Origin of the sequence: Pseudomonas sp. GZD-209 (genome assembly GCF_049310485.1) — a bacterium.
Lineage (GTDB): Bacteria > Pseudomonadota > Gammaproteobacteria > Pseudomonadales > Pseudomonadaceae > Aquipseudomonas > Aquipseudomonas sichuanensis.
Genome location: NZ_JBMOWQ010000174.1, coordinates 1 through 22,897, shown reverse-complemented (window position 1 = coordinate 22,897; position 22,897 = coordinate 1). Strand labels below are relative to the sequence as shown.

The 22,897-nt window shown below is 64.4% G+C and carries 18 protein-coding genes; 10 read left to right on the top strand and 8 right to left on the bottom strand.

The features are described from left to right. Positions 1-4 precede the first annotated feature (4 nt). The 5 genes from ACO6VM_RS19390 (at position 5) to ACO6VM_RS19370 (ending at position 5,146) form a co-directional block, all read left to right on the top strand. Positions 5-826 carry a CheR family methyltransferase gene (locus ACO6VM_RS19390; RefSeq protein WP_110994616.1) on the top strand — a complete coding sequence of 274 codons (822 nt, stop codon included), beginning with the start codon at positions 5-7 and terminating at the stop codon, positions 824-826. Then, entirely contained in the window at positions 823-1,398 is a 576-nt protein-coding gene (locus ACO6VM_RS19385; protein WP_422403673.1) for a chemotaxis protein CheB, read from the top strand. Before ACO6VM_RS19390 ends, ACO6VM_RS19385 begins: the two co-directional genes overlap by 4 nt. After that, complete coding sequence (locus tag ACO6VM_RS19380) at positions 1,392-2,618, top strand: hybrid sensor histidine kinase/response regulator (RefSeq protein ID WP_422403672.1); 1,227 nt, start codon at positions 1,392-1,394, stop codon at positions 2,616-2,618. The genes ACO6VM_RS19385 and ACO6VM_RS19380 overlap by 7 nt, the downstream gene beginning before the upstream one ends. A gap of 45 nt (positions 2,619-2,663) precedes the next feature. Beyond that, entirely contained in the window at positions 2,664-3,041 is a 378-nt protein-coding gene (locus ACO6VM_RS19375; RefSeq protein WP_390971027.1) for a response regulator, read from the top strand. Between the two features lie 464 nt (positions 3,042-3,505). Next, positions 3,506-5,146, top strand: coding sequence for a methyl-accepting chemotaxis protein (locus ACO6VM_RS19370; RefSeq protein ID WP_422403671.1), 1,641 nt, complete (start codon positions 3,506-3,508; stop codon positions 5,144-5,146). Between the two features lie 42 nt (positions 5,147-5,188). Here the strand turns inward: ACO6VM_RS19370 and ACO6VM_RS19365 are convergent, their stop codons facing one another. The 5 genes from ACO6VM_RS19365 to ACO6VM_RS19345 form a co-directional block, all read right to left on the bottom strand. Then, positions 5,189-5,920: a peptidase gene (locus ACO6VM_RS19365; RefSeq protein ID WP_422403670.1), complete on the bottom strand. Its 732-nt coding sequence runs from the start codon at positions 5,918-5,920 to the stop codon at positions 5,189-5,191. Positions 5,921-5,988: 68 nt separating this feature from the next. Then, positions 5,989-6,786 carry a transglutaminase family protein gene (locus tag ACO6VM_RS19360; protein WP_347151436.1) on the bottom strand — a complete coding sequence of 266 codons (798 nt, stop codon included), beginning with the start codon at positions 6,784-6,786 and terminating at the stop codon, positions 5,989-5,991. Continuing rightward, positions 6,783-7,733: an alpha-E domain-containing protein gene (locus tag ACO6VM_RS19355; protein WP_125463716.1), complete on the bottom strand. Its 951-nt coding sequence runs from the start codon at positions 7,731-7,733 to the stop codon at positions 6,783-6,785. Before ACO6VM_RS19355 ends, ACO6VM_RS19360 begins: the two co-directional genes overlap by 4 nt. 3 nt (positions 7,734-7,736) lie before the next feature. Continuing rightward, positions 7,737-9,146: a circularly permuted type 2 ATP-grasp protein gene (locus ACO6VM_RS19350; RefSeq protein WP_422403669.1), complete on the bottom strand. Its 1,410-nt coding sequence runs from the start codon at positions 9,144-9,146 to the stop codon at positions 7,737-7,739. A 394-nt stretch (positions 9,147-9,540) separates the two neighbouring features. Then, entirely contained in the window at positions 9,541-10,245 is a 705-nt protein-coding gene (locus tag ACO6VM_RS19345) for a FadR/GntR family transcriptional regulator (protein WP_422403668.1), read from the bottom strand. A 273-nt stretch (positions 10,246-10,518) separates the two neighbouring features. On the opposite strand from ACO6VM_RS19345, the gene ACO6VM_RS19340 reads away from it, so the two are divergent. From ACO6VM_RS19340 to ACO6VM_RS19325, 4 genes are read left to right on the top strand one after another with little or no spacing between them, the layout of a single operon-like run. Next, entirely contained in the window at positions 10,519-11,307 is a 789-nt protein-coding gene (locus ACO6VM_RS19340) for a transporter substrate-binding domain-containing protein (RefSeq protein WP_422403667.1), read from the top strand. Between the two features lie 9 nt (positions 11,308-11,316). Further along, positions 11,317-11,982, top strand: coding sequence for an amino acid ABC transporter permease (locus tag ACO6VM_RS19335; protein WP_258706351.1), 666 nt, complete (start codon positions 11,317-11,319; stop codon positions 11,980-11,982). Further along, positions 11,979-12,629, top strand: a complete 651-nt coding sequence (locus ACO6VM_RS19330; RefSeq protein ID WP_190306083.1) for an amino acid ABC transporter permease — start codon at positions 11,979-11,981, stop codon at positions 12,627-12,629. The genes ACO6VM_RS19335 and ACO6VM_RS19330 overlap by 4 nt, the downstream gene beginning before the upstream one ends. Then, positions 12,616-13,344, top strand: coding sequence for an amino acid ABC transporter ATP-binding protein (locus tag ACO6VM_RS19325; protein WP_390971042.1), 729 nt, complete (start codon positions 12,616-12,618; stop codon positions 13,342-13,344). The genes ACO6VM_RS19330 and ACO6VM_RS19325 overlap by 14 nt, the downstream gene beginning before the upstream one ends. A gap of 495 nt (positions 13,345-13,839) precedes the next feature. On the opposite strand, the gene ACO6VM_RS19320 is transcribed toward ACO6VM_RS19325, so the two are convergent. From ACO6VM_RS19320 to mexE, 3 genes are read right to left on the bottom strand one after another with little or no spacing between them, the layout of a single operon-like run. Continuing rightward, positions 13,840-15,255, bottom strand: coding sequence for an efflux transporter outer membrane subunit (locus ACO6VM_RS19320; RefSeq protein ID WP_422403666.1), 1,416 nt, complete (start codon positions 15,253-15,255; stop codon positions 13,840-13,842). Next, entirely contained in the window at positions 15,252-18,431 is a 3,180-nt protein-coding gene (locus ACO6VM_RS19315) for an efflux RND transporter permease subunit (protein ID WP_125463724.1), read from the bottom strand. Before ACO6VM_RS19315 ends, ACO6VM_RS19320 begins: the two co-directional genes overlap by 4 nt. A gap of 12 nt (positions 18,432-18,443) precedes the next feature. After that, complete coding sequence (mexE, locus tag ACO6VM_RS19310) at positions 18,444-19,685, bottom strand: multidrug efflux RND transporter periplasmic adaptor subunit MexE (RefSeq protein WP_422403665.1); 1,242 nt, start codon at positions 19,683-19,685, stop codon at positions 18,444-18,446. A gap of 355 nt (positions 19,686-20,040) precedes the next feature. Between mexE and ACO6VM_RS19305 the strand changes: the two genes are divergently transcribed. Beyond that, positions 20,041-22,897, top strand: a 2,857-nt coding sequence (locus tag ACO6VM_RS19305; protein WP_422403664.1) for a DUF6531 domain-containing protein, incomplete at its 3' end; no start/stop codon positions are given.

The window sequence follows — 22,897 nt, the reverse complement described above, 5'->3', positions numbered from 1 at the left end:
AATCTTGACCAGTGAACGCAACACCGACATTGAAATCCGGCTGCTGATCGAGGCGATCTACCTCAAGTACAGCTACGATTTTCGCGACTACTCCGGCGCTTCGATCAAGCGCCGCATCCTGCACGCCCTGCGCCAGTTCGACTGCCGCACGGTGACCGCGCTGCAGGAGCGCGTGCTGCACGACCCGGGCATGTTCATGGAGCTGCTGCAGTACCTGACGATCCCGGTCAGCGAGATGTTCCGCGACCCCGGCCACTTCCTGGCGCTGCGCAACGAAGTGGTGCCGCTGCTGCGCACCTGGCCCTCGATCAAGATCTGGATCGCCGGTTGCAGCACGGGCGAGGAGGTCTATTCCATGGCCATCCTGCTGCGCGAGGAGGGCTTGCTGGAGCGCACCATCCTGTACGCCACCGACATCAACCCGCACTCGCTGGAGCGCGCCAAGCAGGGCATCTATTCGCTGCAGAGCATGCGCGAGTACGAAGAGAACTACCGCAAGGCCGGTGGCCGGCGCGACTTCGCCGAGTACTACACCGCCGCCTATGGCAACGCCATCATGGACAGCAGCCTGCGCGACAACGTGACCTTCGCCGACCACAGCCTGGCCACCGACAGCGTGTTTTCCGAGACCCAACTGGTGTCGTGCCGCAACGTGTTGATCTATTTCAACAAGACCCTGCAGGACCGCGCCCTGGGGTTGTTCCACGAGTCGCTGTGCCACCGCGGCTTCCTGGTGCTGGGCAGCAAGGAGTCGGTGGACTTCTCGGCCTACAGCGACGGTTTTGAGCCGCTGGTGCGGCCTGAACGGATCTACCGCAAATCATGAACGGCGTGCGTGCGGTGGTCATCGGCGCCTCGGCGGGCGGCGTCAGCGCGCTGTTCAGCGTGCTCGGCGCGTTGCCGGAAGCTTTCGCCATCCCGGTGCTGTGCGTGCTGCACCTGCCGGACAACCGCCACAGCCAGCTGGCCGAAGTGCTGCAGCGCCGCCTGCACCGCCCGGTGCGCGAAGCCTGCGACAAGGCACAGATCGAAGCGGGGCTGATCTACGTCGCCGGGCCCCGCTACCACCTGTCGGTGGAGCAGGACCTGACGCTGTCCCTCAGCCAGGAAGAACCGGTGCATTTTTCCCGGCCGGCCATCGACTACCTGTTCGCCTCGGCGGCGGACGCCTATGGCCCGGGCCTGCTCGGTATACTGCTGACCGGTGCCAACGAAGACGGCGCCCGTGGGCTGTTGCAGATCAAACGAAGCGGCGGCCGGACCGTGGTCCAGGACCCCCGCGATGCGCAGGTCGCGCTGATGCCGGAGGCCGCCCTGGCCCTGCACAGCCCCGACCATATCCTTTCCCTGAGCGGTATCGGGCAGTTGCTCGCCACCTTGGAACCCCACGCATGCTAAGCAACATCACCGCCAAACTGCTGATCGTCGACGACCTGCCGGAAAACCTGCTGGCCCTCGGTGCCCTGATCCAGGGCGAGGACCGCGAGGTCCACCAGGCCCAGTCGGCGGAACAGGCGTTGTCGCTGCTGCTCGACCACGAGTTCGCCCTGGCCATCCTCGACGTGCAGATGCCCGGCATGAACGGCTTCGAACTGGCCGAGCTGATGCGCGGCATGGAGAAGACCCGCAACGTGCCCATCGTCTTCGTCACAGCTGCCGGGCGCGAAATGAACTACGCCTTCAAGGGTTATGAAAGCGGCGCGGTGGACTTTCTGCACAAGCCGCTGGATACCGTCGCGGTGAAGAGCAAGGTGTCGGTGTTCATCGATCTGTTCCGCCAGCGCAAGGCCCTCGACCGCCAGTTGCAGGCGCTGGAGCGCAGCCGCGCCGAACAGGAGCAACTGCTGGCGCAGCTGCAGGTGGCACGCGGCGAGTTGGAGCGAGCGGTGCGCATGCGCGACGACTTCATGTCGATCGTCTCCCACGAAGTGCGTACCCCGCTCAACGGCCTGATCCTGGAAACCCAGCTGCGCCGCATGCACCTGTCGCGCGGCAACCTGGCGGCGTTCAGCGAAGACAAGCTCAAGGCCATGGTCGAGCGTGACGAACGGCAGATCAACAGCCTGATCCGCCTGGTCGAGGACATGCTCGATGTGTCGCGCATCCGCACCGGCAAGCTGTCGATCCGGCCCAAGGCCTTCGACCTCGGCCAGCTGGTGCAAGGCCTGGTGCAGAACTTCAGTGCCCAGGCCAGTGCCCTTGAGACCCATATCGAACTGCAGCGTTGCCAGACCCTGCACGGCGAGTGGGACGAGTTTCGCATTGAGCAAGTGCTGGCCAACCTGCTGTCCAATGCCTTGCGCTATGGCGAGCGCAAGCCGGTGCAGGTGCGTTTGTTCGAGGAGGGCGCCATGGCCTGCGTTCAGGTGCAGGATTCAGGCATCGGCATCAGTGCGCAAAACCAGCAGCGGATCTTCCAGCAGTTCGAGCGCGTCGCCGCCCAGCAGGCCAGTGGCGGGCTGGGGCTGGGACTGTATATTTCCGAGCAGATCGTGCTGGCCCACGGCGGGCGGATCCAGGTCGACAGCAGCGAGGGCAGCGGTGCCACCTTCAGCGTCTACCTGCCGTTGCCACGGGTGCAGCAGCAAAGCGACCACACACAGGCAACCTCGGCGTAGTGCTGGGGTCTGATTGCCAACTGAGTTGAATGTGAAGGCGTTGTCATGAGCGAAGATGCACAAGATGTCGTATTGATCGTCGAGGACGAACCGGCGATCCGCATGATCCTGCGCGATTACCTGGCGGGCGAGGGCTACCACGTGCTGGTGGCCGAAGACGGCGAACAGGCGTTCGCGATCCTGGCCAGCAAACCGCACCTGGACCTGATGGTCACCGACTTTCGCCTGCCGGGCGGCATCACCGGGGTGGAGATTGCCGAGCCTGCGGTGAAGTTGCGGCCTGAGCTGAAGGTTATCTTCATCAGCGGCTACCCGGCGGAAATCCTCGAGTCGGGCAGCCCGATCGCGCGCAAGGCGCCGATCCTGGCCAAGCCGTTCGATCTGGATACGCTGCATGAGCAGATTCAGCTGTTGTTGCGTTAGGTTTTGCACGAAAAGTGTCAACCATGTCTGCGCACACCTGTCCACCCTGGGTCCGGTCCATGCATATCGGGTAAAGGAGCGCTTCACGCTCCATCGCGGGGCAAGCCCGCTCCCACAAGACTTTTCGTACAGAGCCTGGACATGTTTTGAAAGCATGGCTGGTAAATATAAGTTACACGCCTGTGCGGGTGTTTAAGTGATGCTTGAAACTTTCCAAGAATATTGCCGCTAAGTTCAAGCATTTCTAAGGGCTGTTAATGAGGCTCTCAAAGTATTGTAAAGTTTTTTTAACGATCAGGTTTGCGCTGCATTCGGCGCCTGCGGACATGGACGTATGACAAGCGACAACGGCCATCAAAAAGAACTGCAACTGAAGGCAAAATGCCATTAAGATTCGCCGGCCTTGTACGACAACATGACATTCGCCCAGCTTGGATGGCCAGGCACCTATTGGATTCTTCTCCATGCTTTTGCGTAACTTGCGCTTGCAAACCAAACTCTTGTTGGCACTTACCGTGGTCAATGTGATCAGCATTGCCTCCTTCATCAGTTACGCCCAGTACTCCAAGTCCCAGGATATTCGCCAGCAGATCGACAATCGTCTGCGCACCGTCGCTTATGCGGTGCCGCGGCTGCTCGGCGCGGACTACCTCGAGCGCACGCGTCAGCCCAACGGTTTGAAAGAGGGCGAGTACCAGGCCCAGGTGCTCAATCTTGGGGAGTATGCGGCGCAGGTTGATCTGAAGTATGCCTACGGCTTGATGGTCGATGCTCAAGGGCAGGTGTTCTATCTGGCCGACGGCGCCAGTGCCAAGGATATTGCCTCCGGCAACTACTCCAAACACATGGAGCATTACCAAGACGCCAGCCCGGCCGTCATTGCAGCGGCACGTAGTGGTCAGGTGCAGTTCGATGAGTACACCGACAGCTATGGCAGTTTTCGCTCGATCTTCCTGCCGCTGCGAAGTGCCAGCGGCCAGGGCTATGTAGTGGGCGTGGACGTTACTCTCGATGCGCTGCAACAGGCAATCCAGGCCAGCCTGCAGCGCTTGTTGCTGATCGGCGCGGCGACGTTCCTGGTGGGGCTGCTACTGTCCTGGATGGCTGCACGCATGTTGGTGCGCGGCATTCATCACCTCACCGGCCAGCTGAACCACATCGCCGACAGGCGCGACCTGTCTTCCACGGTCACCGTGCTGTCCGGCGATGAAATGGGGCAGATGGGCGAGCGTCTGTCCAACCTGCTGCAGGACCTGCGCGAGACACTGGGCAGCGCCTCCGGCATGGCTGACAGCAACCAGCGGCTGGCAGACATCTTCCTGCAGCTTTCCGACGAGATCACCCTGCGTATCCAGCAGGCGGGTGGGCAGTTGGCCGATATCAACCAGCACGGCCAGTCGATTCGCCAGGCCGCCGAGCATTCCTCCAGCCTGGCCGACACCGTTCGCGTAGATCTGAAGTCCGCTGTCGGCGAGCTGAGCCGGACCCACCAGGAATTGCAGCGGCTGATCGGCGACGTGCACCAGAGCACGTCGGCAAGCATCGAGCTGGCAAGCGACCTGCAGCACCTGAGCAGCGAGGCCGAGCAGATTGGTCAGGTACTGCAGATGGTCGCCGGGATTTCCGACCAGACCAACCTGCTGGCGCTTAACGCCGCCATCGAAGCTGCGCGTGCCGGTGAAGCCGGGCGAGGTTTTGCGGTGGTCGCTGACGAAGTGCGCAAGTTGGCCTTGCAGACCCAGGGCGTGCTGGGCGATGCCAACCAGGTGATCAATTCGGTCACCAGCGGCATTCGCCAGATCGCCGAGCGCATGGGCAGCACCGCAGAGCAGTCGCGCAAACTGGCCGTGGCATCCGACAGTACGCTGGGCGTCATCGATGGGCTGGTACGGCAGATGGGGCAGGTCAGCGGTACCATGGACCGCGCCCTGGCCAGCAGTGAAGAAATCCAGCATGCGGTCACCGACATCACCGGTCGCCTGGGCGGCATGCATGAAACCTTCGAGCATACCCATCAGGGCATTGCCGAGATCCATGATTCGGCCACCGCACTGGGCAGCACCGCCCGGGCACTCAAGGGCGGCTTGAGCGTGTTCCGCACCTGAACGCTCGGCGTGCCCCGAGCGCTCAAGGCAAGAGCACCGATGTCAGCCCATGTAATCCCCGGGCGGCGCCGGCAGCTCGGCCAGCAGATTGCGCAGCCCTGTGCACCATTGGCTGCGAATCTGGGTGTAATAGGGATCATCCTGGGTAATGCGATAGCTCTGGGTCGGCCCGAACGCGTCCTTGCGATACACCAGCACATCCAGCGGCATGCCCACCGACAGGTTGCTGCGGATGGTCGAGTCGAACGAGATCAACCCACAGCGCAATGCCTCGTCCAGTGACGTGCGGTAGGTCAGGTTGCGGTCGAGGATCGGCTTGCCGTACTTGCTTTCGCCCAGTTGCAGGAACGGCGTGTCCTCCGTGGCCTGAATGAAGTTGCCTTGCGGATACACGCTGTAGACCCCCATGGGCCCGCCGGCAATCTGCCCGCCCACCAGCAACGAGCAGCTCAGGTCGACCTTGCTCGCCAGCTTGCTGCGGTCGCGGGTGACCACCTCGCGAATGGTCGCGGCCACCAGCACGGTAGCGTCGTACAGCGTGCGTACGTTCAACAGATGGCTGCCCGTGCCGTTGCAGCGCTGGCGCAGCAGGTTGACCACCGATTGCGAGGTGGCCAGGTTGCCCGCGCTCTGCAGGACGATCAGGCGCTCGCCGGGGGTGCTGAAAATGAACAGTTTGCGAAAGGTCGAGATCTGGTCGATCCCGGCGTTGGTGCGCGAATCGGAGACAAACACCAGCCCGTCGGCCAGGTGCATGGCCACGCAGTACGTCATGTGGTTTACCTATGTACGTTGAATGACCCCGGCGTCAGTGCAACGACGGGGTCGCTGTGGGTCTTGGCTTACTGTTGCTGCCCCTGCAGCAGCGACCGGACCTGAACCTGCGCCAGCATCGACTCGGCGCCGCCGCCCCGGCGCATGCCGCGGACCGGGCAGGCGTCGAGGTAGTCCAGGCCCACCGCCAGTTTCAGGTGGCGATCGGGCCTGGCCAGGCGGTTGGTCACATCGAAGCTGTACCAGCCATCGCCCAGCCAGGCCTCGGCCCAGGCGTGGCTGGCCAGGTGGCTGGCATCCTCGGTGCACAGGTAGCCGGACACGTAGCGCGCCGGGATCCCCAGGCTGCGGGCGCAGGCGAGGAAGGCATGGGTGTGGTCCTGGCACACGCCCACCCCGGCGGCGAAGGCCTCGGCAGCGGTGCTGTCGACCGCCGTCGCCCCTGGGCTGTACGGCATGCGCTCGGCCAGCCGCTCCATCAGCATGACCAGCGCGGCACGGTCGCGGCGGCTACCGCAGTGTTGCCTGGCAAAGTCGATCAGCGCTGCGTCGGCCTGGGTCAGGCGGCTGGTGCGCAGGAACGGCAAGGGCGACTGGCTGTCGTGCTCGACCTCGAGCGTGGGGTCGATCTCGACCTGGCCCTGGGCACTCAGCGCCAGGGCGCTGTGCGGCTCTTCCAGGGTCAACACGTGCAGCACGTTGCCGTAGGGGTCGAGCTGGCTGCGCACCTGCTTGGGCATCTGCACCTGCCAGGCAAGGATCTGCTGGCGGGCGTTGCTCTGCGGCGTCAGGCGCAGGAACTGGATGCTGGCGCTCACCTGGTTGGCGTAGGTGTAGCGGGTGTCGTGGTGGATGGCGAGCTTCATACGACCTCCAGATAGGAGTGGTGAACGGTCTGGCTGAGCTGGCGAATGCGCTCGATGAAGTCGGTCAGCCATGGGTGCAGGCCGGCTTCGAGAATTTCGTCGATGCCGGTGTAGCGCAGCCGCGCATTGAGCTCGGCGGCCATGCGCTGCGAGGCGCGGCCACTGGTGCTGGGCAGGCCGGCGAGGATATGGTCCAGCTCCTCGATGCAGGCATGCAGCGAGCGCGGCACATCGGCGCGCAACAGCAGTAGCTCCGACACCTGGCGGGCGCTGGGCGCGTTGCGGTAGATCTCGTTGAACGCCTCGAACGATGACAGCGCGCGCAGCAGGGCGCTCCACTGGTAGTAGCCACGGGCCGAGTGGTCGCTGACCTCTTCCGATGCCTCGCCGAACATTTCGTAGCGCACATCGAGTAGGCGCAGGGTGTTGTCCGCCCGCTCCAGGAAGGTGCCCAGGCGAATGAAGCAGTAGGCGTCGTTGCGCATGATGGTGCCCGCGGTGGCGCCGCGGAACAGGTGCGAGCGCTCCTTGACCCAGTCACAGAACTGGCTCATGCCATAGCGTGCCAGGCCGTTGCTGGCGATGTTGCGCATCTCCAGCCAAGTGGCGTTGATGTTCTCCCACATGTCGCCGGTGATCCGCCCGCGTACCGCATGGGCATTGGTGCGCGCCGCCTGCAGGCAGCAGTAGATGCTGCCGGGGTTGGTCTCGTCGAAGGCGAAGAAATGCAGCATGCGCGCGGTGTCGAGTTCAGCGTGGCGCTGGTTGTAGTCATCCAGGGTGCCGGCCGCCAGCAACGACATGGCCAGCTCGGCGCGGCCGTCGCTGCGCCCGGCCTGGGGCATCAGCGACAGTGAATAGCTGACTTCGAGCATGCGCGCCAGGTTCTCGGCGCGCTCCAGGTAACGGGACATCCAGTAGAGGTCCGAAGCGGTTCTTGAAAGCATGTGTCAGTCCTCCACTACCCAGGTGTCCTTGGTGCCGCCACCCTGGGACGAGTTCACCACCAGCGAGCCTTCGCGCAGCGCCACCCGGGTCAGGCCGCCGGGCACCAGGCGGGTTTCGCTGCCCGACAGGACGAAGGGGCGCAGGTCGATATGGCGCGGGGCGATGCCGTTCTCGACGAAGGTCGGGCAGGTCGACAGGCACAGGGTGGGTTGGGCGATGTAGGCCTCGGGGCGGGCCTTGAGGCGCGCGCGGAAGTCTTCGATCTCTGCCGCCGTGGCCGCCGGCCCGACCAGCATGCCGTAGCCGCCGGAACCCTGGGTTTCCTTGACCACCAGCTCCGGCAGGTGGGCCAGCACGTGGGACAGCTCCTTGGGGTTGCGGCACTGCCAGGTCGGCACGTTGTTGAGGATCGGCTCCTCGTCGAGGTAGAAGCGGATCATCGCGTCGACATAGGGGTAGATCGACTTGTCATCGGCAAGCCCGGTACCGATGGCATTGGCCAGCACCACGTTGCCCGAGCGGTAGGCCGCGATCAGGCCGGGCACCCCCAACATCGAGTCGGGGTTGAACGACAGCGGGTCGAGGTAGGCATCGTCGAGGCGCCGGTAGATCACGTCCACCTGCCTGGGGCCGGCGGTGGTGCGCATGAACACATGGTCGTCGCGCACGAACAGGTCGGCGCCTTCCACCAGTTCCACACCCATCTCACGGGCCAGGAAGGCATGTTCGAAGTAGGCGCTGTTGAAGCGGCCCGGGGTCAGCACCACGGCGGTGGGGTTGTCCAGCGGGCTGGCGCTCTTGAGGGTATCGAGCAGCAGGTTGGGGTAGTGGTCGATGGGCGCCACCCGCTGGCTGGCGAACAGCTCGGGGAACAGGCGCATCATCATCTTGCGGTCTTCGAGCATGTAGCTCACACCGCTGGGCGTGCGCAGGTTGTCTTCGAGCACGTAATAGCTGCCGTCGCCGTCGCGCACCAGGTCGACGCCGGCGATGTGGGCGTAGAGATCGCGGTGCAAGTTCAGGCCTTGCATGGCGATCTGGTAGCCCTCGTTGGCCAGCACCTGCTCGGCCGGGATGATGCCTTGCTTGAGGATGTGCTGGTCGTGGTAGACGTCGGCCAGGAACAGATTCAACGCCTGCACCCGCTGGATGCAGCCGCGCTCGACTTTCTGCCATTCGCTGGCCTTGATGCTGCGGGGGATGATGTCGAAGGGGATCAGGCGCTCGGTGCCCTGTTCGTCGCCATACAGGGTGAAGGTGATGCCGGCGCGGTGGAACAGCAAGTCCGCTTCGCGTCGGCGCTGCGCCAGCAGCTCGGGTGGTGTGTCTGCCAGCCAGCGTGCAAACGGCTGGTAGTGGGGACGGCAGGCACCGACGGCGTCATACATTTCATTGAAAAAAGCTCGGGACATACCGCACTCCTTGCCGCATAAACCCACGGCATTTTCCTGCAACTTGGCTATTTCACGATGCGAGATCCTGCGAGCAAAAATGAGTTCTGGTTTTTATCGGCACCTCAGTGTGCGTTGACAACTTCCTGCTGCGCGTCGAGCGGGCGATGCGTTGCGCAGGTAAACAAAGTCTTTGCAATGGAAGTGCCGGAAATCCAATAAGCGGTGAATCAGCTGAATATTTTTAAAAACAATCGCTGGCGCGCTTTATTTATTCAATAAAGCGACGCTTTTGGCTGGGGGAGGCGGGGTGGGTTTGTTTGCGTGCTCACGGCCTGCAAGGCAGGCCCGCGCCAAAACGGGGCGTGGCAGGCCGGCGTTGGTGTTTTTGAACCAATACGGGGAGGGCGGCCGTTCAGGCCGAGAATACGATCCCGGTGCGCAAGGCGGCACTGCGGATATGTTCCTGCATCGCTTTCTGCGCGGCAGGGGCCGAATGCCTGGCCAGCGCGTTGAGGATCTTTTTATGCTCTTTCCAGGTTTCCATGGCCCGTTCCGGGCGAATGAATGGCAACTTCTGGCTCTCGATATAAATAGCCTCGCTGGCCATGACAATCTGCAGCATCGCCAGGTTGCCACTGGCCTCGAGAATGCCCCGATGAAAGGCGAAGTCCAGGCGCGCCGCCGCTTCGAAGTTGCGCGCCTTCAACTCGATACCCATGGCTTCGACATTCTCCGCCAGCGCATCGAGGGCCTCGGTGGTCAGGCCATTGGCGGCCTGGCCTGCGGCAAAGCCTTCGAGCACATAGCGCAACTGGAAGGTATCGGCGGCCGATACCTGGGCTGCAAAGGGCCAGGCAAACCCTGAAGCCGAGCTTGGCTGTTCAGCTTTCGGCGCTTTGACGAATACCCCTTTGCCCGGCTGCACGCTGACCACGCCCATGGCACTCAAGGACGACAAGGCCTCACGCAGTGACGCACGGCTGACCCCCAGGTTCTGCGCCAGTTCGCGTTGCGCGGGCAGGGCGTCACCCGGCTGGTATTCGCCCTCGTCGATCAGGCGCTGGATGGCCTGCAAAGCGAGTTCGGGAACGGCGCCGCGAAGGGGGGTGTCGAGCATCGGTACAGACCCATCCAATCAAAGAAGCTGCCGTTTTACGACGTTCTTCACCGTGCACGCAAGTTTGGCCCCGTGCTGGTGCAAGGGCGCGGTCGCTGCCATTTAACGGGGATTTTTCTGTGGGATGCCGGGCCCCAGGGCGTCAACTGTTCAGACCAGTAATACCGCCAAGCACGAGGCCTGCGGGCGATTTCCCGGCGTTTTTCAGCGTCATGGCACGTCGGCTGCAAGGGTTCAGCAAACAGCTGCCCATCACCACCCGAGGTCTTGACCATGAACACTATGCGCAAATGCCTGCTGGCCACACTGCTGTGTGGCAGTGCCCTGATGCAGTCGATCGCCCACGCCGATACCCTCAGCGACATCAGCCAGCGCGGTGTGCTGAAGGTCGCCGTGCCCCAGGACTTCCCGCCGTTCGGCTCGGTCGGCCCCGACCTGAAACCGCGCGGCCTGGACATCGACACGGCGCAGCTGTTGGCCGACAAGCTCGGGGTAAAGCTGGCCCTTACCCCGGTCAACAGCACCAACCGCATCCCGTTCCTGACCACCGGCAAAGTCGACCTGGTGATCTCGAGCCTGGGCAAGAACCCGGAGCGCGAGAAGGTGGTGGACTTCTCCAAACCCTACGCGCCGTTCTACCTCGGCGTGTTCGGCCCCGAAGCCAGCAGCATCGACACCCTCGATACGCTCAACGGCAAGACCATCAGCGTCACCCGTGGCGCCATCGAAGACATGGAGCTGAGCGCGGTGGCCCCGCAAGGCGCGACCATCAAGCGTTTCGAAGACAACAACTCGACCATCGCCGCCTACCTGTCCGGGCAGGTCGACCTGATCGCCAGCGGCAGCGTGGTGATGTCGGCCATTGCGGCGAAGAACCCGGCCAAGGTGCCGGTGCTCAAGCTCAAGCTCAAGGACTCGCCGGTGTACGTGGGCATGGCCAAGGAGCAGCCGGCGCTGCGCGCCAAGGTCGATGAAATCCTGGTGCAGGCCAAGGCCGACGGCAGCCTTGGGCGCAATGCCGAGAAGTGGCTCAAGCAACCGTTGCCCGCCGATTTCGAGTGACCTTGAACGATGGCCTATCAATTCGATTTCGCCGCCGCATTGCAGCAGGGCGACCTGCTGCTCAAGGGCGCGCTGTTCACCCTGGAACTGACGGTGATCGGCACCCTCGCAGGCGTTGCCCTGGGCATCGTCGGCGCGCTGGTGCGGGCCTGGCAGCTGCGGCCGTTCAACTGGCTGTTCGGGGTGTATGTGGAGCTGATCCGCAACACGCCGTTCATCGTCCAGCTGTTCTTCATCTTCTTCGGCTTGCCGGCCCTTGGCGTGCGCATGAGCGAATGGCAGGCGGCGGTGCTGGCCATGGTGATCAACCTCGGCGCCTATTCCACCGAGATCATCCGCGCCGGCATCCAGGCCATCCCGCGCGGGCAACTGGAAGCCGCCTCGGCGCTGGCGATGACGCGTTTCGAGACGTTCCGCCACGTGATCCTGCGCCCGGCCCTGGCCAAGGTGTGGCCGGCGCTGTCGAGCCAGATCGTCATCGTCATGCTGGGGTCGGCGGTGTGTTCGCAGATCGCCACCGAAGAGCTGTCGTTCGCGGCCAATTTCATTCAGTCGCGTAACTTCCGCGCGTTCGAAACCTACCTGTTCACCACCTTGCTGTACCTGGCCATGGCCATTGGCGTGCGGCAATTGCTGAACCTGTTCGGCCGGCGCGTGATCGTGGGGAGACGCTGATGGATTTCACCTTGTGGGATATCGTGCGCAACCTGCTCACCGGGTTGCAATGGACCTTGCTGCTGTCGCTGGTGGCGTTCGTCTGCGGCGGCGCCATGGGCTTGCTGATGCTGCTGGCGCGGATCAGCGACAACGGCTGTTTGCGGGTGTTGGCCCGTGGCTACATCGAGCTGTTCCAGGGCACGCCGCTGCTTATGCAGCTGTTCATCGTGTTCTTCGGCATCGCCCTGTTCGGCATCGACGTGTCGGCGTGGGCGGCGGCGGCCGTGGCACTGACGCTGTTCACCAGTGCGTTCCTCGCCGAAATCTGGCGCGGCTGCGTGGAGTCGATCCCGCGCGGGCAGTGGGAGGCCAGTGCCAGCCTGGCGCTGCGCCGTGGCGAGCAGCTGCGCCATGTGGTGCTGCCCCAGGCGCTGCGCCTGGCCGTGGCACCGACCGTGGGCTTTTCGGTGCAGGTGGTCAAGGGCACGGCAGTGACCTCGATCATCGGTTTCACCGAACTGACCAAGACCGGCGGCATGCTGGCCAACGCCACCTTCGAACCTTTCCTGATCTACGGCCTGGTGTCGCTGGGCTACTTCATCCTGTGTTTTCCACTGTCGCTGGGTGCCCGCCACCTGGAGAGGAGGCTGCATGCCGCTGGTTAGCGTTTCTGCGTTGCACAAGTACTACGGGGACAACCACGTGCTCAAGGGCGTCGACCTGAGCATCGAGGAAGGCGAAGTGGTGGCGATCATCGGCCGCAGCGGCTCGGGCAAGAGCACCTTGCTGCGTACCCTGAACGGGCTGGAGTCGATCAATGACGGTGTGATCGAAGTTGACGGCGAATACCTGGACGCGGCACGCGCCGACTTGCGTAGCCTGCGCCAGAAGGTCGGGATGATCTTCCAGCAGTTCAACCTGTTCCCGCATCTGAGCGTGGGCGAGAACGTGATGCTGGCGCCGCAGTTGGTGAAGAAGACGCCCAAGGCCGAGGCCCGGCAACTGGCGCGCAGGATGCTGGAACGGGTAGGGCTGGAAGCCAAGTTCGATGCCTACCCCGATCAGCTGTCCGGTGGCCAGCAACAGCGCGTGGCGATTGCCCGGGCGCTGGCGATGTCGCCCAAGGTGCTGCTGTGCGACGAGATCACCTCGGCGCTCGACCCGGAGCTGGTGAGTGAAGTGCTCGGCGTGGTGAGGGGGTTGGCCAAGGAGGGCATGACGTTGGTGATGGTTACCCATGAAATGCGCTTTGCCCGGGAGGTGGGGGACAAGCTGGTGTTCATGCACCAGGGCAAGGTGCATGAGGTTGGCGATCCGAAGAGCTTGTTCGATGCGCCGAAGACGGCGGAGCTGGCGAATTTTATTGGGAGTGTGGGGTAGTAGGGGCTGGCTTGGGATTGCATGAGGGCCACCAGGTGTTCGGCGATGATTTTGCAGGGCCCTCAAGATCGAGCGCCGCCCGCGCGGCGCATCGCGGGGCAAGCCCGCTCCCACATCTGTTTCGGGCCAATGAATCCTGTGAAAGTACCGCTGTCCGCCTTGGTGCCCGCCTTGAGTCATGTGATACAGCGTTAGCGACCACGCCAAAACCGCGTCGTACCAACAAGGCGGACCAGGTAATGGCACAGGAAAGACTGGCCCGAAACAGATGTGGGAGCGGGCTTGCCCCGCGATGCGCCGCGCGGGCGGCGCTCGATCTCACAGGCGCTGCAAGATTCCCAGCAAGCACCTGGTGGCCCTCACCCAATCTCCCGCCATACACCTGGTGGCCCTCACCCAATCCCCACCCCATAAAAAAGCCCCGACAACCAAGGCCATCGGGGCAAACGGTTGGGGGAGGATCCAACCAAAGGAGCTTTCAATTCAACAGGTCATTCAGCGCGTACTGGCCACCACCTCCGGCTGCCAGCCACCACCCAGGGCCTTGTAGATCGCCACGATGCCGCTGTACAACTCGACCTCGCCCTGGGCCTGGGCGTCTTCGGCGCTCAGGCGTTCGCGCTCGGCATCGAGCAGCACCAGGTAATCCACCGTCCCTTCGCGGTAGCGCACCGAGGCCAGCTCGGCGGCCTTGCGGCTGGCATCGCTCTGGCGCATCAGCGCCAGCAAGCGCTGCTGGCGCTTGCCGTAGTCGCTGAAGGCGTTGGCCGACTCTTCCAGGGCCAGCAGCACCTGCTGCTCATAGTTGGCCAGTGCCCCGTCGGCATCGGCCTTGGCGCCACGCAGGCGGGCGCGCACGCTGCCCAGGTCGAATGCCGCCCAAGTGATGCTCGGGCCCAGCGCCCAGGCGTTGGAGGCGGCCGAGCCGATCTGCGAGCCGCGCGCGGCGGTGAAACCGAGGAAGCCGCTGAGGCTCACCCGTGGGAACAAATCGGCGGTGGCCACGCCCACATTGGCGGTGGCCGCGGCCAGCTGGCGTTCGGCGCTGCGGATGTCCGGGCGGCGGCGCAGCAGCTCGCCGGGGTCGCCCACCGGCAAGGCCTTGGCGATGGCCGGCAGGACCTTGGGCGACAGGTCCACGGTCAGGGCGTCCGGGCGTTGGCCGAGCAGGGTGGCGATGCGGTTCTTCGCCCGCACCTGAACCGCCTGCAACTGCGGCACGGTGGCTTCGACACCGGCCAGGCGGGCGTCGGCGCGCACCACATCGAGCTCGTTGCCGACCCCGGTGTCACGCAGGGTGACGGTAATGTCGCGCGATTGCTGCTGGGTCTTGAGGTTGGCCACGGCGATCTGTTCGCGCAGCTGGGCGCCGCGCAATTGGCCGTAGGCATCCACCAGCTCGGCGATCAGGCTGACCTGCAGCTGCTGCAGGTCGGCCTCGGCGGCCGCTTCCTGCGCTTCGCTGGCTTCGATCTGGCGTTGGATACGGCCGAACAGGTCGAGCTCCCAGGCCATGTCCAGGCCCAGGTCGTAACGCTCGCTGTTGACCCGGCGTTCGGTCTGGCCGGGGATCTGGCCCTTGCCCAGGTCGCTGCTGGCGCGGCTGGTGACCACCGGCAACTGGTCGTTGGCGGCGTCGTCGCGGATCGCCCGCGCCGCTTTCAGGCGGGCGAAGGCGATGCGCAGGTCGCGGTTGCCATCCAGCGAGGCTTGCACCAGCTGGTTTAGCACCGGGTCGTCGAACTGCTTCCACCACACGCTCTCGAAGCGGCTGCGGTCGTAGGCCTTGGCTTCAAGGCTGCTGTCGAGCCTGGCCGGCTCCGTGGCCGGGGCCTTGTAGTCCGGGCCCACGGCGCAGGCCGCCAGGGCCAGCGCCAGCAGGCTCGGGGTCAGGGGTTTGAGCAGGTTCATGCATGGTTCTCCAGCGGCAGTGCGCGCTCGGCCTTGCGGGCCTGGCGACGCTCGACGAAGCGGCGGATCAGGAAGAAGAACACCGGGGTCAGGAACAGGCCGAACACGGTCACCCCGATCATCCCCGAGAACACCGCCACACCCATGGCGTGACGCATTTCCGAGCCGGCACCGGAGCTGAACACCAGCGGCACCACACCCATGATGAAGGCGATCGAGGTCATCAGGATCGGCCGCAGGCGCAGACGGCAGGCTTCCAGTACCGCAGCCAGCGGGTCGAGGCCCTTGGCCTGTTCATCCTTGGCGAACTCGACGATCAGGATCGCGTTCTTGCACGCCAGGCCCACCAGTACGATCAAGCCGATCTGGGTGAAGATGTTGTTGTCGCCACCCGAGACGATCACCCCGGTGATGGCCGACAGCAGGGTCATCGGCACGATCAGGATCACCGCCAGCGGCAGGCTCCAGCTTTCGTACTGGGCCGCCAGCACCAGGAACGCCAGCAGCACGCACAGCGGGAACACGAACAGCGCGGTGTTGCCCGAGAGGATCTGCTGGTAGGTCAGGTCGGTCCACTCGAAGGTCATGCCGTTGGGCAGCTCTTCTTTAAGCAACTTCTCGATCGCTGCCTCGGCCTGGCCGGAGCTGTAGCCAGGGGCTGCGGCGCCGTTGATCTCGGCGGTGATGAAGCCGTTGTAGTGCATGACGCGGTCAGGCCCCGAGGTATCGCTGACCTTGAGGAAGGTCGCCAGCGGGATCATCTCGCCCTGGTTGTTGCGCACCTTCAGCTGGCCGATCTGCTCGGCGTCGAGGCGGAACTGCTGTTCGGCCTGGACGTTGACCTGGTAGGTGCGGCCAAAGCGGTTGAAGTCGTTGGTGTACAGCGAACCCAGGTAGACCTGCAGGGTGTCGAAGATATCGGTGATCGCCACGCCGTGGGTCTTGGCCTTTTCCCGGTCGATGGCGGCATCGACCTGGGGCACGTTGACCTGGTAGCTGGTGAACAGGCCCGCCAGCTCCGGCACGTTGTGGCTCTTGGCGATGATGTTCTGGGTCTCTTTGTACAGCGCTTCGTAGCCCAGGTTGCCACGGTCCTCGATCTGCAGGCGGAAGCCGCCGATGGTGCCAAGGCCTTGTACCGGCGGTGGCGGGAAGATCGCGATGTAGGCGTCCTGGATATCGGCGAACTGGGCGTTCAAGGCTGCCGCGATGGCCGCCGCCGACTGGCTCGGGTCCTTGCGCTCGTCAAACGGCTTGAGCGGGGTGAACACGATGCCGCTGTTGGGGCTGTTGGTGAAACCGTTGATCGACAGGCCCGGGAAGGCCACCGAATCGGCCACGCCCGGTTGCTTGAGGGCGATCTCGCTCATGCGCTTGATCACCGCCTCGGTGCGGTCGAGGCTGGCCGCGTCCGGCAACTGGGCGAAGGCCACCAGGTACTGCTTGTCCTGGGCCGGGACGAAACCGGTCGGGGTGGTCGAGAAGCCCAGGTAGGTCAGGCCCATGAGGCCGGCGTAGACGAACAGGGCGATGCCGCTGGAGCGGATGACCCGGCGCACGCCACCGACGTAGCCATGGCTGGCGCGGTCGAAGAAGCGGTTGAACGGGGCGAACAGCCAGCTGCCCAGCAGTTTTTCCAGGAACCGCGAGAAACGGTCCTTGGGTGCGTGGTGGTCCTTGAGCAGCACGGCGGCCAGGGCCGGCGACAGGGTCAGCGAGTTGAACGCCGAGATCACGGTGGAGATGGCGATGGTCAGGGCGAACTGCTTGTAGAACTGCCCGGTAAGGCCAGAGATGAACGCCGCCGGCACGAACACGGCGCACAGCACCAGCGCCGTGGCGATGATCGGCCCGGTCACTTCGCTCATGGCCTTTTGCGTGGCTTCCAGCGGTTTCAGGCCCAGCCCGATGTTGCGTTCGACGTTCTCCACCACCACGATGGCGTCGTCCACCACGATACCGATGGCCAGCACCAGGCCGAACAGCGACAGGGCGTTGAGCGAGAAGCCGAACAGGTGCATCACCGCGAAGGTACCGATCAGCGACACCGGCACGGCCAGCAACGGGATGATCGAGGCGCGCCAGGTCTGCAGGAACAGGATGACGACCAGTACCACCAGGATCAGCGCTTCGAACAGGGTGTGCACCACGGCCTCGATGGAGCCACGGACGAACACGGTCGGGTCATAGACGATGCTGTAGTCCATGCCCTCGGGGAAGTCCTTCTTCAGCTCGGCCATCTTCGCCCGCACTTCGTCGGAGATCTCGATGGCGTTGGAGCCTGGGCGCTGGAAGATCGGGATGGCAACGGCCGGCTGGTTGTTCAGCAGCGAGCGCAGGGCGTACTGGCTGGAGCCGAGTTCGACCCGGGCGATGTCCTTCAGGCGAGTGATTTCGCCATCGGCACCGGCTCGGATGATGATGTTCTCGAACTCTTCCTCGTTGACCAGGCGGCCCTGGGTGTTGATCGACAGCTGGAAGCTGGTGGAGCCGGGGGCGGGCGGGGCGCCCAGCTGGCCGGCGGCGACCTGGCGGTTCTGTTCGCGGATCGCGGCCACCACATCGCTGGCGGTCAGGTTGCGCGAAGCGGTCTTGTTCGGGTCGAGCCATACCCGCAGCGAGTAGTCGCCCATGCCGAACAGTTGCACGTCGCCCACGCCACCCAGGCGAGCGAGCTCGTCCTTGATGTTGAGGATGGCGTAGTTGGACAGGTAGAGCATGTCGTAGCGGTTATCCGGCGAGGTCAGGTGCACGACCATGGTCAGGTCGGGAGAGGCCTTGTCGACGGTGATACCGATACGCGTCACTTCTTCCGGCAGCTTCGGCTGGGTACGGGTGACGCGGTTCTGCACCTGCACCTGGGCGTTGTCCAGGTCGGTGCCCAGGGCGAAGGTGATGGTCAGGGTGAGCTTGCCGTCGGCGGTGGACTGCGAGGACATGTACAGCATGTTCTCGACACCGGTGATGGCCTGCTCCAGCGGTGCGGCGACGGTTTCGCCGATGACCTTGGGGTTGGCGCCGGGGAAGTTGGCGCGCACCACCACGGTGGGCGGAACCACTTCGGGGTATTCGCTGATCGGCAGCTGGAACAGCGAGATCGAGCCCGCGATCAGCAGCACCAGCGACAGCACCGCGGCGAAGATCGGCCGGGTAATGAAGAATTTCGAGAAGTTCATCGGTGTTGTCCCTTAACCGCGTGGCGCTTGGGCGCTGGCGACTTTGACGTTGGCACCCGCAACTTTGGGCGCCGGGTTGCTGGCTTCGAGGGCCTGGCGCTGCTGGGCGAGGGCGGCGAGGGTCTGCTCGCTGGCCATCTGGGTTTCTTCTGGGGTGACTGGCGAGCCAGGGCGCACGCGCTGCAGGCCCTTGACCACGATGCGGTCGTCCTTGCCCAGGCCGCTGCGCACGATGCGCAGGCCTTCGAGCTTCGGCCCCAGCTCCACTGCGCGGTAGGCGGCCTTGTTGTCCTTGTCCATGACCAGCACGAACTTCTTGCCAAGGTCGGTGCCGACTGCTTCGTCGTTGATCAGCACGGCGTCGTACTGGGCGCTGCCGACCAGCTTCAGGCGTGCGTACAGGCCGGGGGTGAACTGGCCGTCGCGGTTGTCGAACACGGCGCGGCCACGGATGGTGCCGGTGCGCGGGTTGACCTGGTTGTCGACGAAGTTCATCTGGCCCAGGTGCGGGTTGCCGGTTTCGTTGGTCAGGCCCAGGTACACCGGGGTGCTCTGGCCGCGCTGGCCGTCACGCGCCAGCTGGGTGTACTTGAGGTACACGCGCTCGTCGGCGTCGAAGTAGGCGTACACCTTGTCGGTGGAGACCACGCTGGTCAGCGGCGTGACGTCGGCGCTGACGATGTTGCCGGCGGTGAACTGGGCGCGGCTGACGCGGCCGCTGATCGGCGCGGTGACTCGGGTGAAACTCAGGTTCAGGCGGGCCAGGTCCAGTTGTGCCTGGATGGCATCGACCCCGGCACGGGCTTCGGCAGCGGCGCTGGTGCGCGACTCTGCAAGCTCGGCGGAGATCGCGTTGCTGTCGCGCAGGCGCTCGCCACGGCGGGCCTCGTTGGCGCTGCGGATGGCGGTGGCCTTGGCCTGCTGCACCTGGGCTTCGAGGCGGCGGACTTCAGCCTGGAACGGGCGTGGGTCGATCTGGAACAGCAGGTCGCCTTTTTTCACCTGGGCGCCTTCGGTGAAGGCCACCAGGTCGATCTGGCCAGAGACCCGTGGGCGCACCTCGACGGTTTCCGGCGCTTCCAGGCGGCCGGTGAACTCGTCCCATTCGTTGATCGGCTGCTCGATCACCTTGGCGACGCTGACCTTGGGTGCGGCGGGAGCCTGCATGGCGTCTGGTGCGCGGCCACAGGCGCTGAGCACCACCACTGCCAGGGCAGCGAGGGGGAAGCGCAAGGGTTTGAGTGAGAGATCCATGGAGTACTCCGCCAATGTATTAGTAGTGGGCGGAGTGTGAGTGTGTTGCGCGCGACGCACGAATCGAACGCAGCGAAGGTTATTATCACGGGCAATGATATGAGCGATGGCGTTATCGATGATGACGCATGGTCAGGAGCATCGAGCCCTCGACTCAAGTCATGCCGAAGTGCCGGATAACCGATGGTTCTTGCGGTGATGAACATCCTGTTTGAGCAACTGGTCATTTCGCAAGATTTACCGTACCGCTAGCTCATCCCTTTCCTGTCGATGCCTCGACGCGCTCCGACATACAGAGCGGTATCTCCTCACCATCATTTCGCCTTCCCAAGCCATGGTCAGGAAGGCTAGCCCCATGACCACCCTCACCGAGCACGACGTCGAGCTCGCCATTGCCCCCCTCGAAACCCTGCTCAGCGAGGACCTGGGCCTCGCCGCCGCTGCCGTCAACGACTGGCTGCACGGCATCAGCGGCGGCTTTCTCGACTTGCAGTCCCTGCGCAACCTCGGTGAAAACACCCCTGTTGTTGCCAACGCCCTGGCCGCCGTGGATGTGCTCGCTGACCTCATCGAGTTGGTCGAGCACCCTGGCAGCGACCCGCTGCTGTGGGTCAGCCTGGGTATCAACCTGATTGGCGTCGTGCCCTTCCCGCCGGGCATGACCATCCCCCGCCGGGTGTTGCGCCCGGTGCTGCAACTGACCCGCCAGACCCTGCGCCGCCGCCCTGGCGCGCGCCTCGACGCGGTGCTGCTGGAAATCCTCGAAGGCCACCTGCACGCCAGCATCCGCGGCGAGCTGGATAACTTCATCAGCGGGGCGCTGCAGCACTTGCCAGAAATGCTCGCCCACGCCAGTGACCTCGCCCAGGCGCTGCTTCGCCAGTTGGCCCGCGCCCTCGACGACCTCGCCAGGGGCCGGCTGGACGCCCAGGCCAGTCGGCGCACGGCGCGCCAGCAACTGGCCCAGGTGGCCCTGTACGACTCGGCGCTGGAAGCCGATGCCTGGTTGTTGGCCCTGGCGGCGTTGGGCAATGCCGCCGAAGGCACCTTCAAACAGGCCTACAACAGCGTCGCCGGGCATTTCAGCGGCGAGCTCGAGGCCTTGTTCAAGCCACTGATCGCCACCCTTGAAAGCTTGGCCGAAGCCGTGCCCAAGCAGCTTGCGGCCCTCGGCCAGGCCGAACGGCCGCATAGCATCGCCTGGTTGTTGACCCAACTGCTGCAGACTGTGCAGGCCCATCCGCCAAGCCGGCGAGTGGCGGTCAACCTCAAACCCAATGCCACTGCGCAAGCCAGGATGATCCGCAGCGAAGGGCCGACCGAAGCTACCCGCCGCCAGGGCCGCGCCAACAAGCAGCCCAAGCCTGAGAAGAATGGCCCTTGCGCCTGCACCGGGTTCAGCATCGGCCACGTGCTTGGCGACGAGACGCTGGCCCACCAGGATCTCAGTCTGCCTGGGCCGTTCCCGGTCAATTGGACGCGGGTGTACAACTCCCGGCTGGCGGCCCTCGATCAAGGTTCGCTCGGCGCCCGCTGGATCACCGAGTTCACCACCTGCATCGATGTCGTGGAAAAGGTCGTGGTGTTCCACGACAGCGACGGCCGCAGCCACGACTACCCGCTGCCCAACGTTGGCAAGCCGCACCATGACCCGATCGAGTACTTCAGCCTGGTGCGCACCGCCGAGCAGCAACTGGTGTTGCTGCGTGGCTTGGACCGCCGCGAAACCTATGTCCGCGAGGGCGACCGCTTCTACCTGACGCATATCCAACTGCGCAGCGGCGCCGGGGCAATGCTGCACTACGAGCACCAGTTCAACGGCCGGCCGGTGCTGTCGGATATCAACACCTACTCCGACAACGATCCCGAAAAAGTCCATCTGCAATTGGGTACTCTGCTCGACGACCATGGGCATCTCCAGGGCCTGTGGCAGGTGGTCGATGGCACGCCGCTGCGCCAGCTGTGCGGCTACCACTACGACACCCACGGCGACCTGATCGCCGCCCAGGACGAGCACGGCGCTGCTTGGCACTACCAGTACCAGCATCATTTACTGACCCGCTACACCGACCGCACCGGGCGCGGCATCAACCTCGAATGGGACGGCAGCGGCCCGCACGCCAAGGCCATCCACGAATGGGCCGACGACGGCAGCTTCGAGACCCGCCTGGCCTGGGACCCGAACATCCGCCTGACCTGTGTCACCGACGCCCACGGCCAGGAAACCTGGCATTACTACGACGCCCTGGGCTACACCTACCGCCTGATCCACCCGGACGGCCGCGAGGAGTGGCTGTTCCGCGACCCGCGCAAGAACGTCATCCGCCATGTCCACCCCGACGGCAGCCAGGACCGCTACACCTACGATGAGCGCAGCAACCTGCTGCAGCACATCCGCGCCGACCACAGCACGGTGCACTACGCCTACGACGATCACGACCAGCCGATCAAACTGCGCGATGCCGAGGGTGGCTTGTGGCTACGCGACTATGACGAGCGCGGCAACCTGGTCGAGAGCGTCGATCCGCTGGGGAACAAGACCGAGTACGCCTACACCCCGGCCGGGCTGGTCAAGGCGATCAAGGATGCGCTAGGCAACGAAAAGACACTCGCCTACAACGACGCCGGGCAGTTGCTTGAGTACACCGACTGCTCGGGCAAGCGCAGCCAGTGGACATACGACGCCTTCGGCCAGCTGACCGACTTCACCGATGCGGCGGGCCACACGACCACCTACGAATACCAGGCCGGGCAACTGGCCACGGTCACCCATCCCGACAAGACCGAAGAGCGCTTCAACTACGATGCCGAAGGCCGCCTGCTGGCGCATGTCGATGCCCTCGACCGCTGCACCACCTGGGCCTACAGCGCCGCAGGCCTTTTGACCGAACGCGTCGACGCCAACGAACACACCCTGCGTTATCGCTGGGACAAGCTTGGCCGCTTGAACGGCCTGGAAAACGAGAACGCGAGCAAGGCCACTTTCCTCTACGACCCGGTGGGCCGGCTGCTACAAGAGACTGGCTTCGATGGCCTGGTCACCCGTTACCAGTACGACCCGTACAGCGGTCGCCTCGCCTCGACCCAGGTTGGCCAGCGCCGTATCGACTTGACCTTCGACCCCATGGGCCGATTGAGTGAGCGTACGGCCCGCCTGGGCAACCAGAGCCAGAGCGAAACCTTCGCCTACGACGGCAACGGCCAGCTGATCC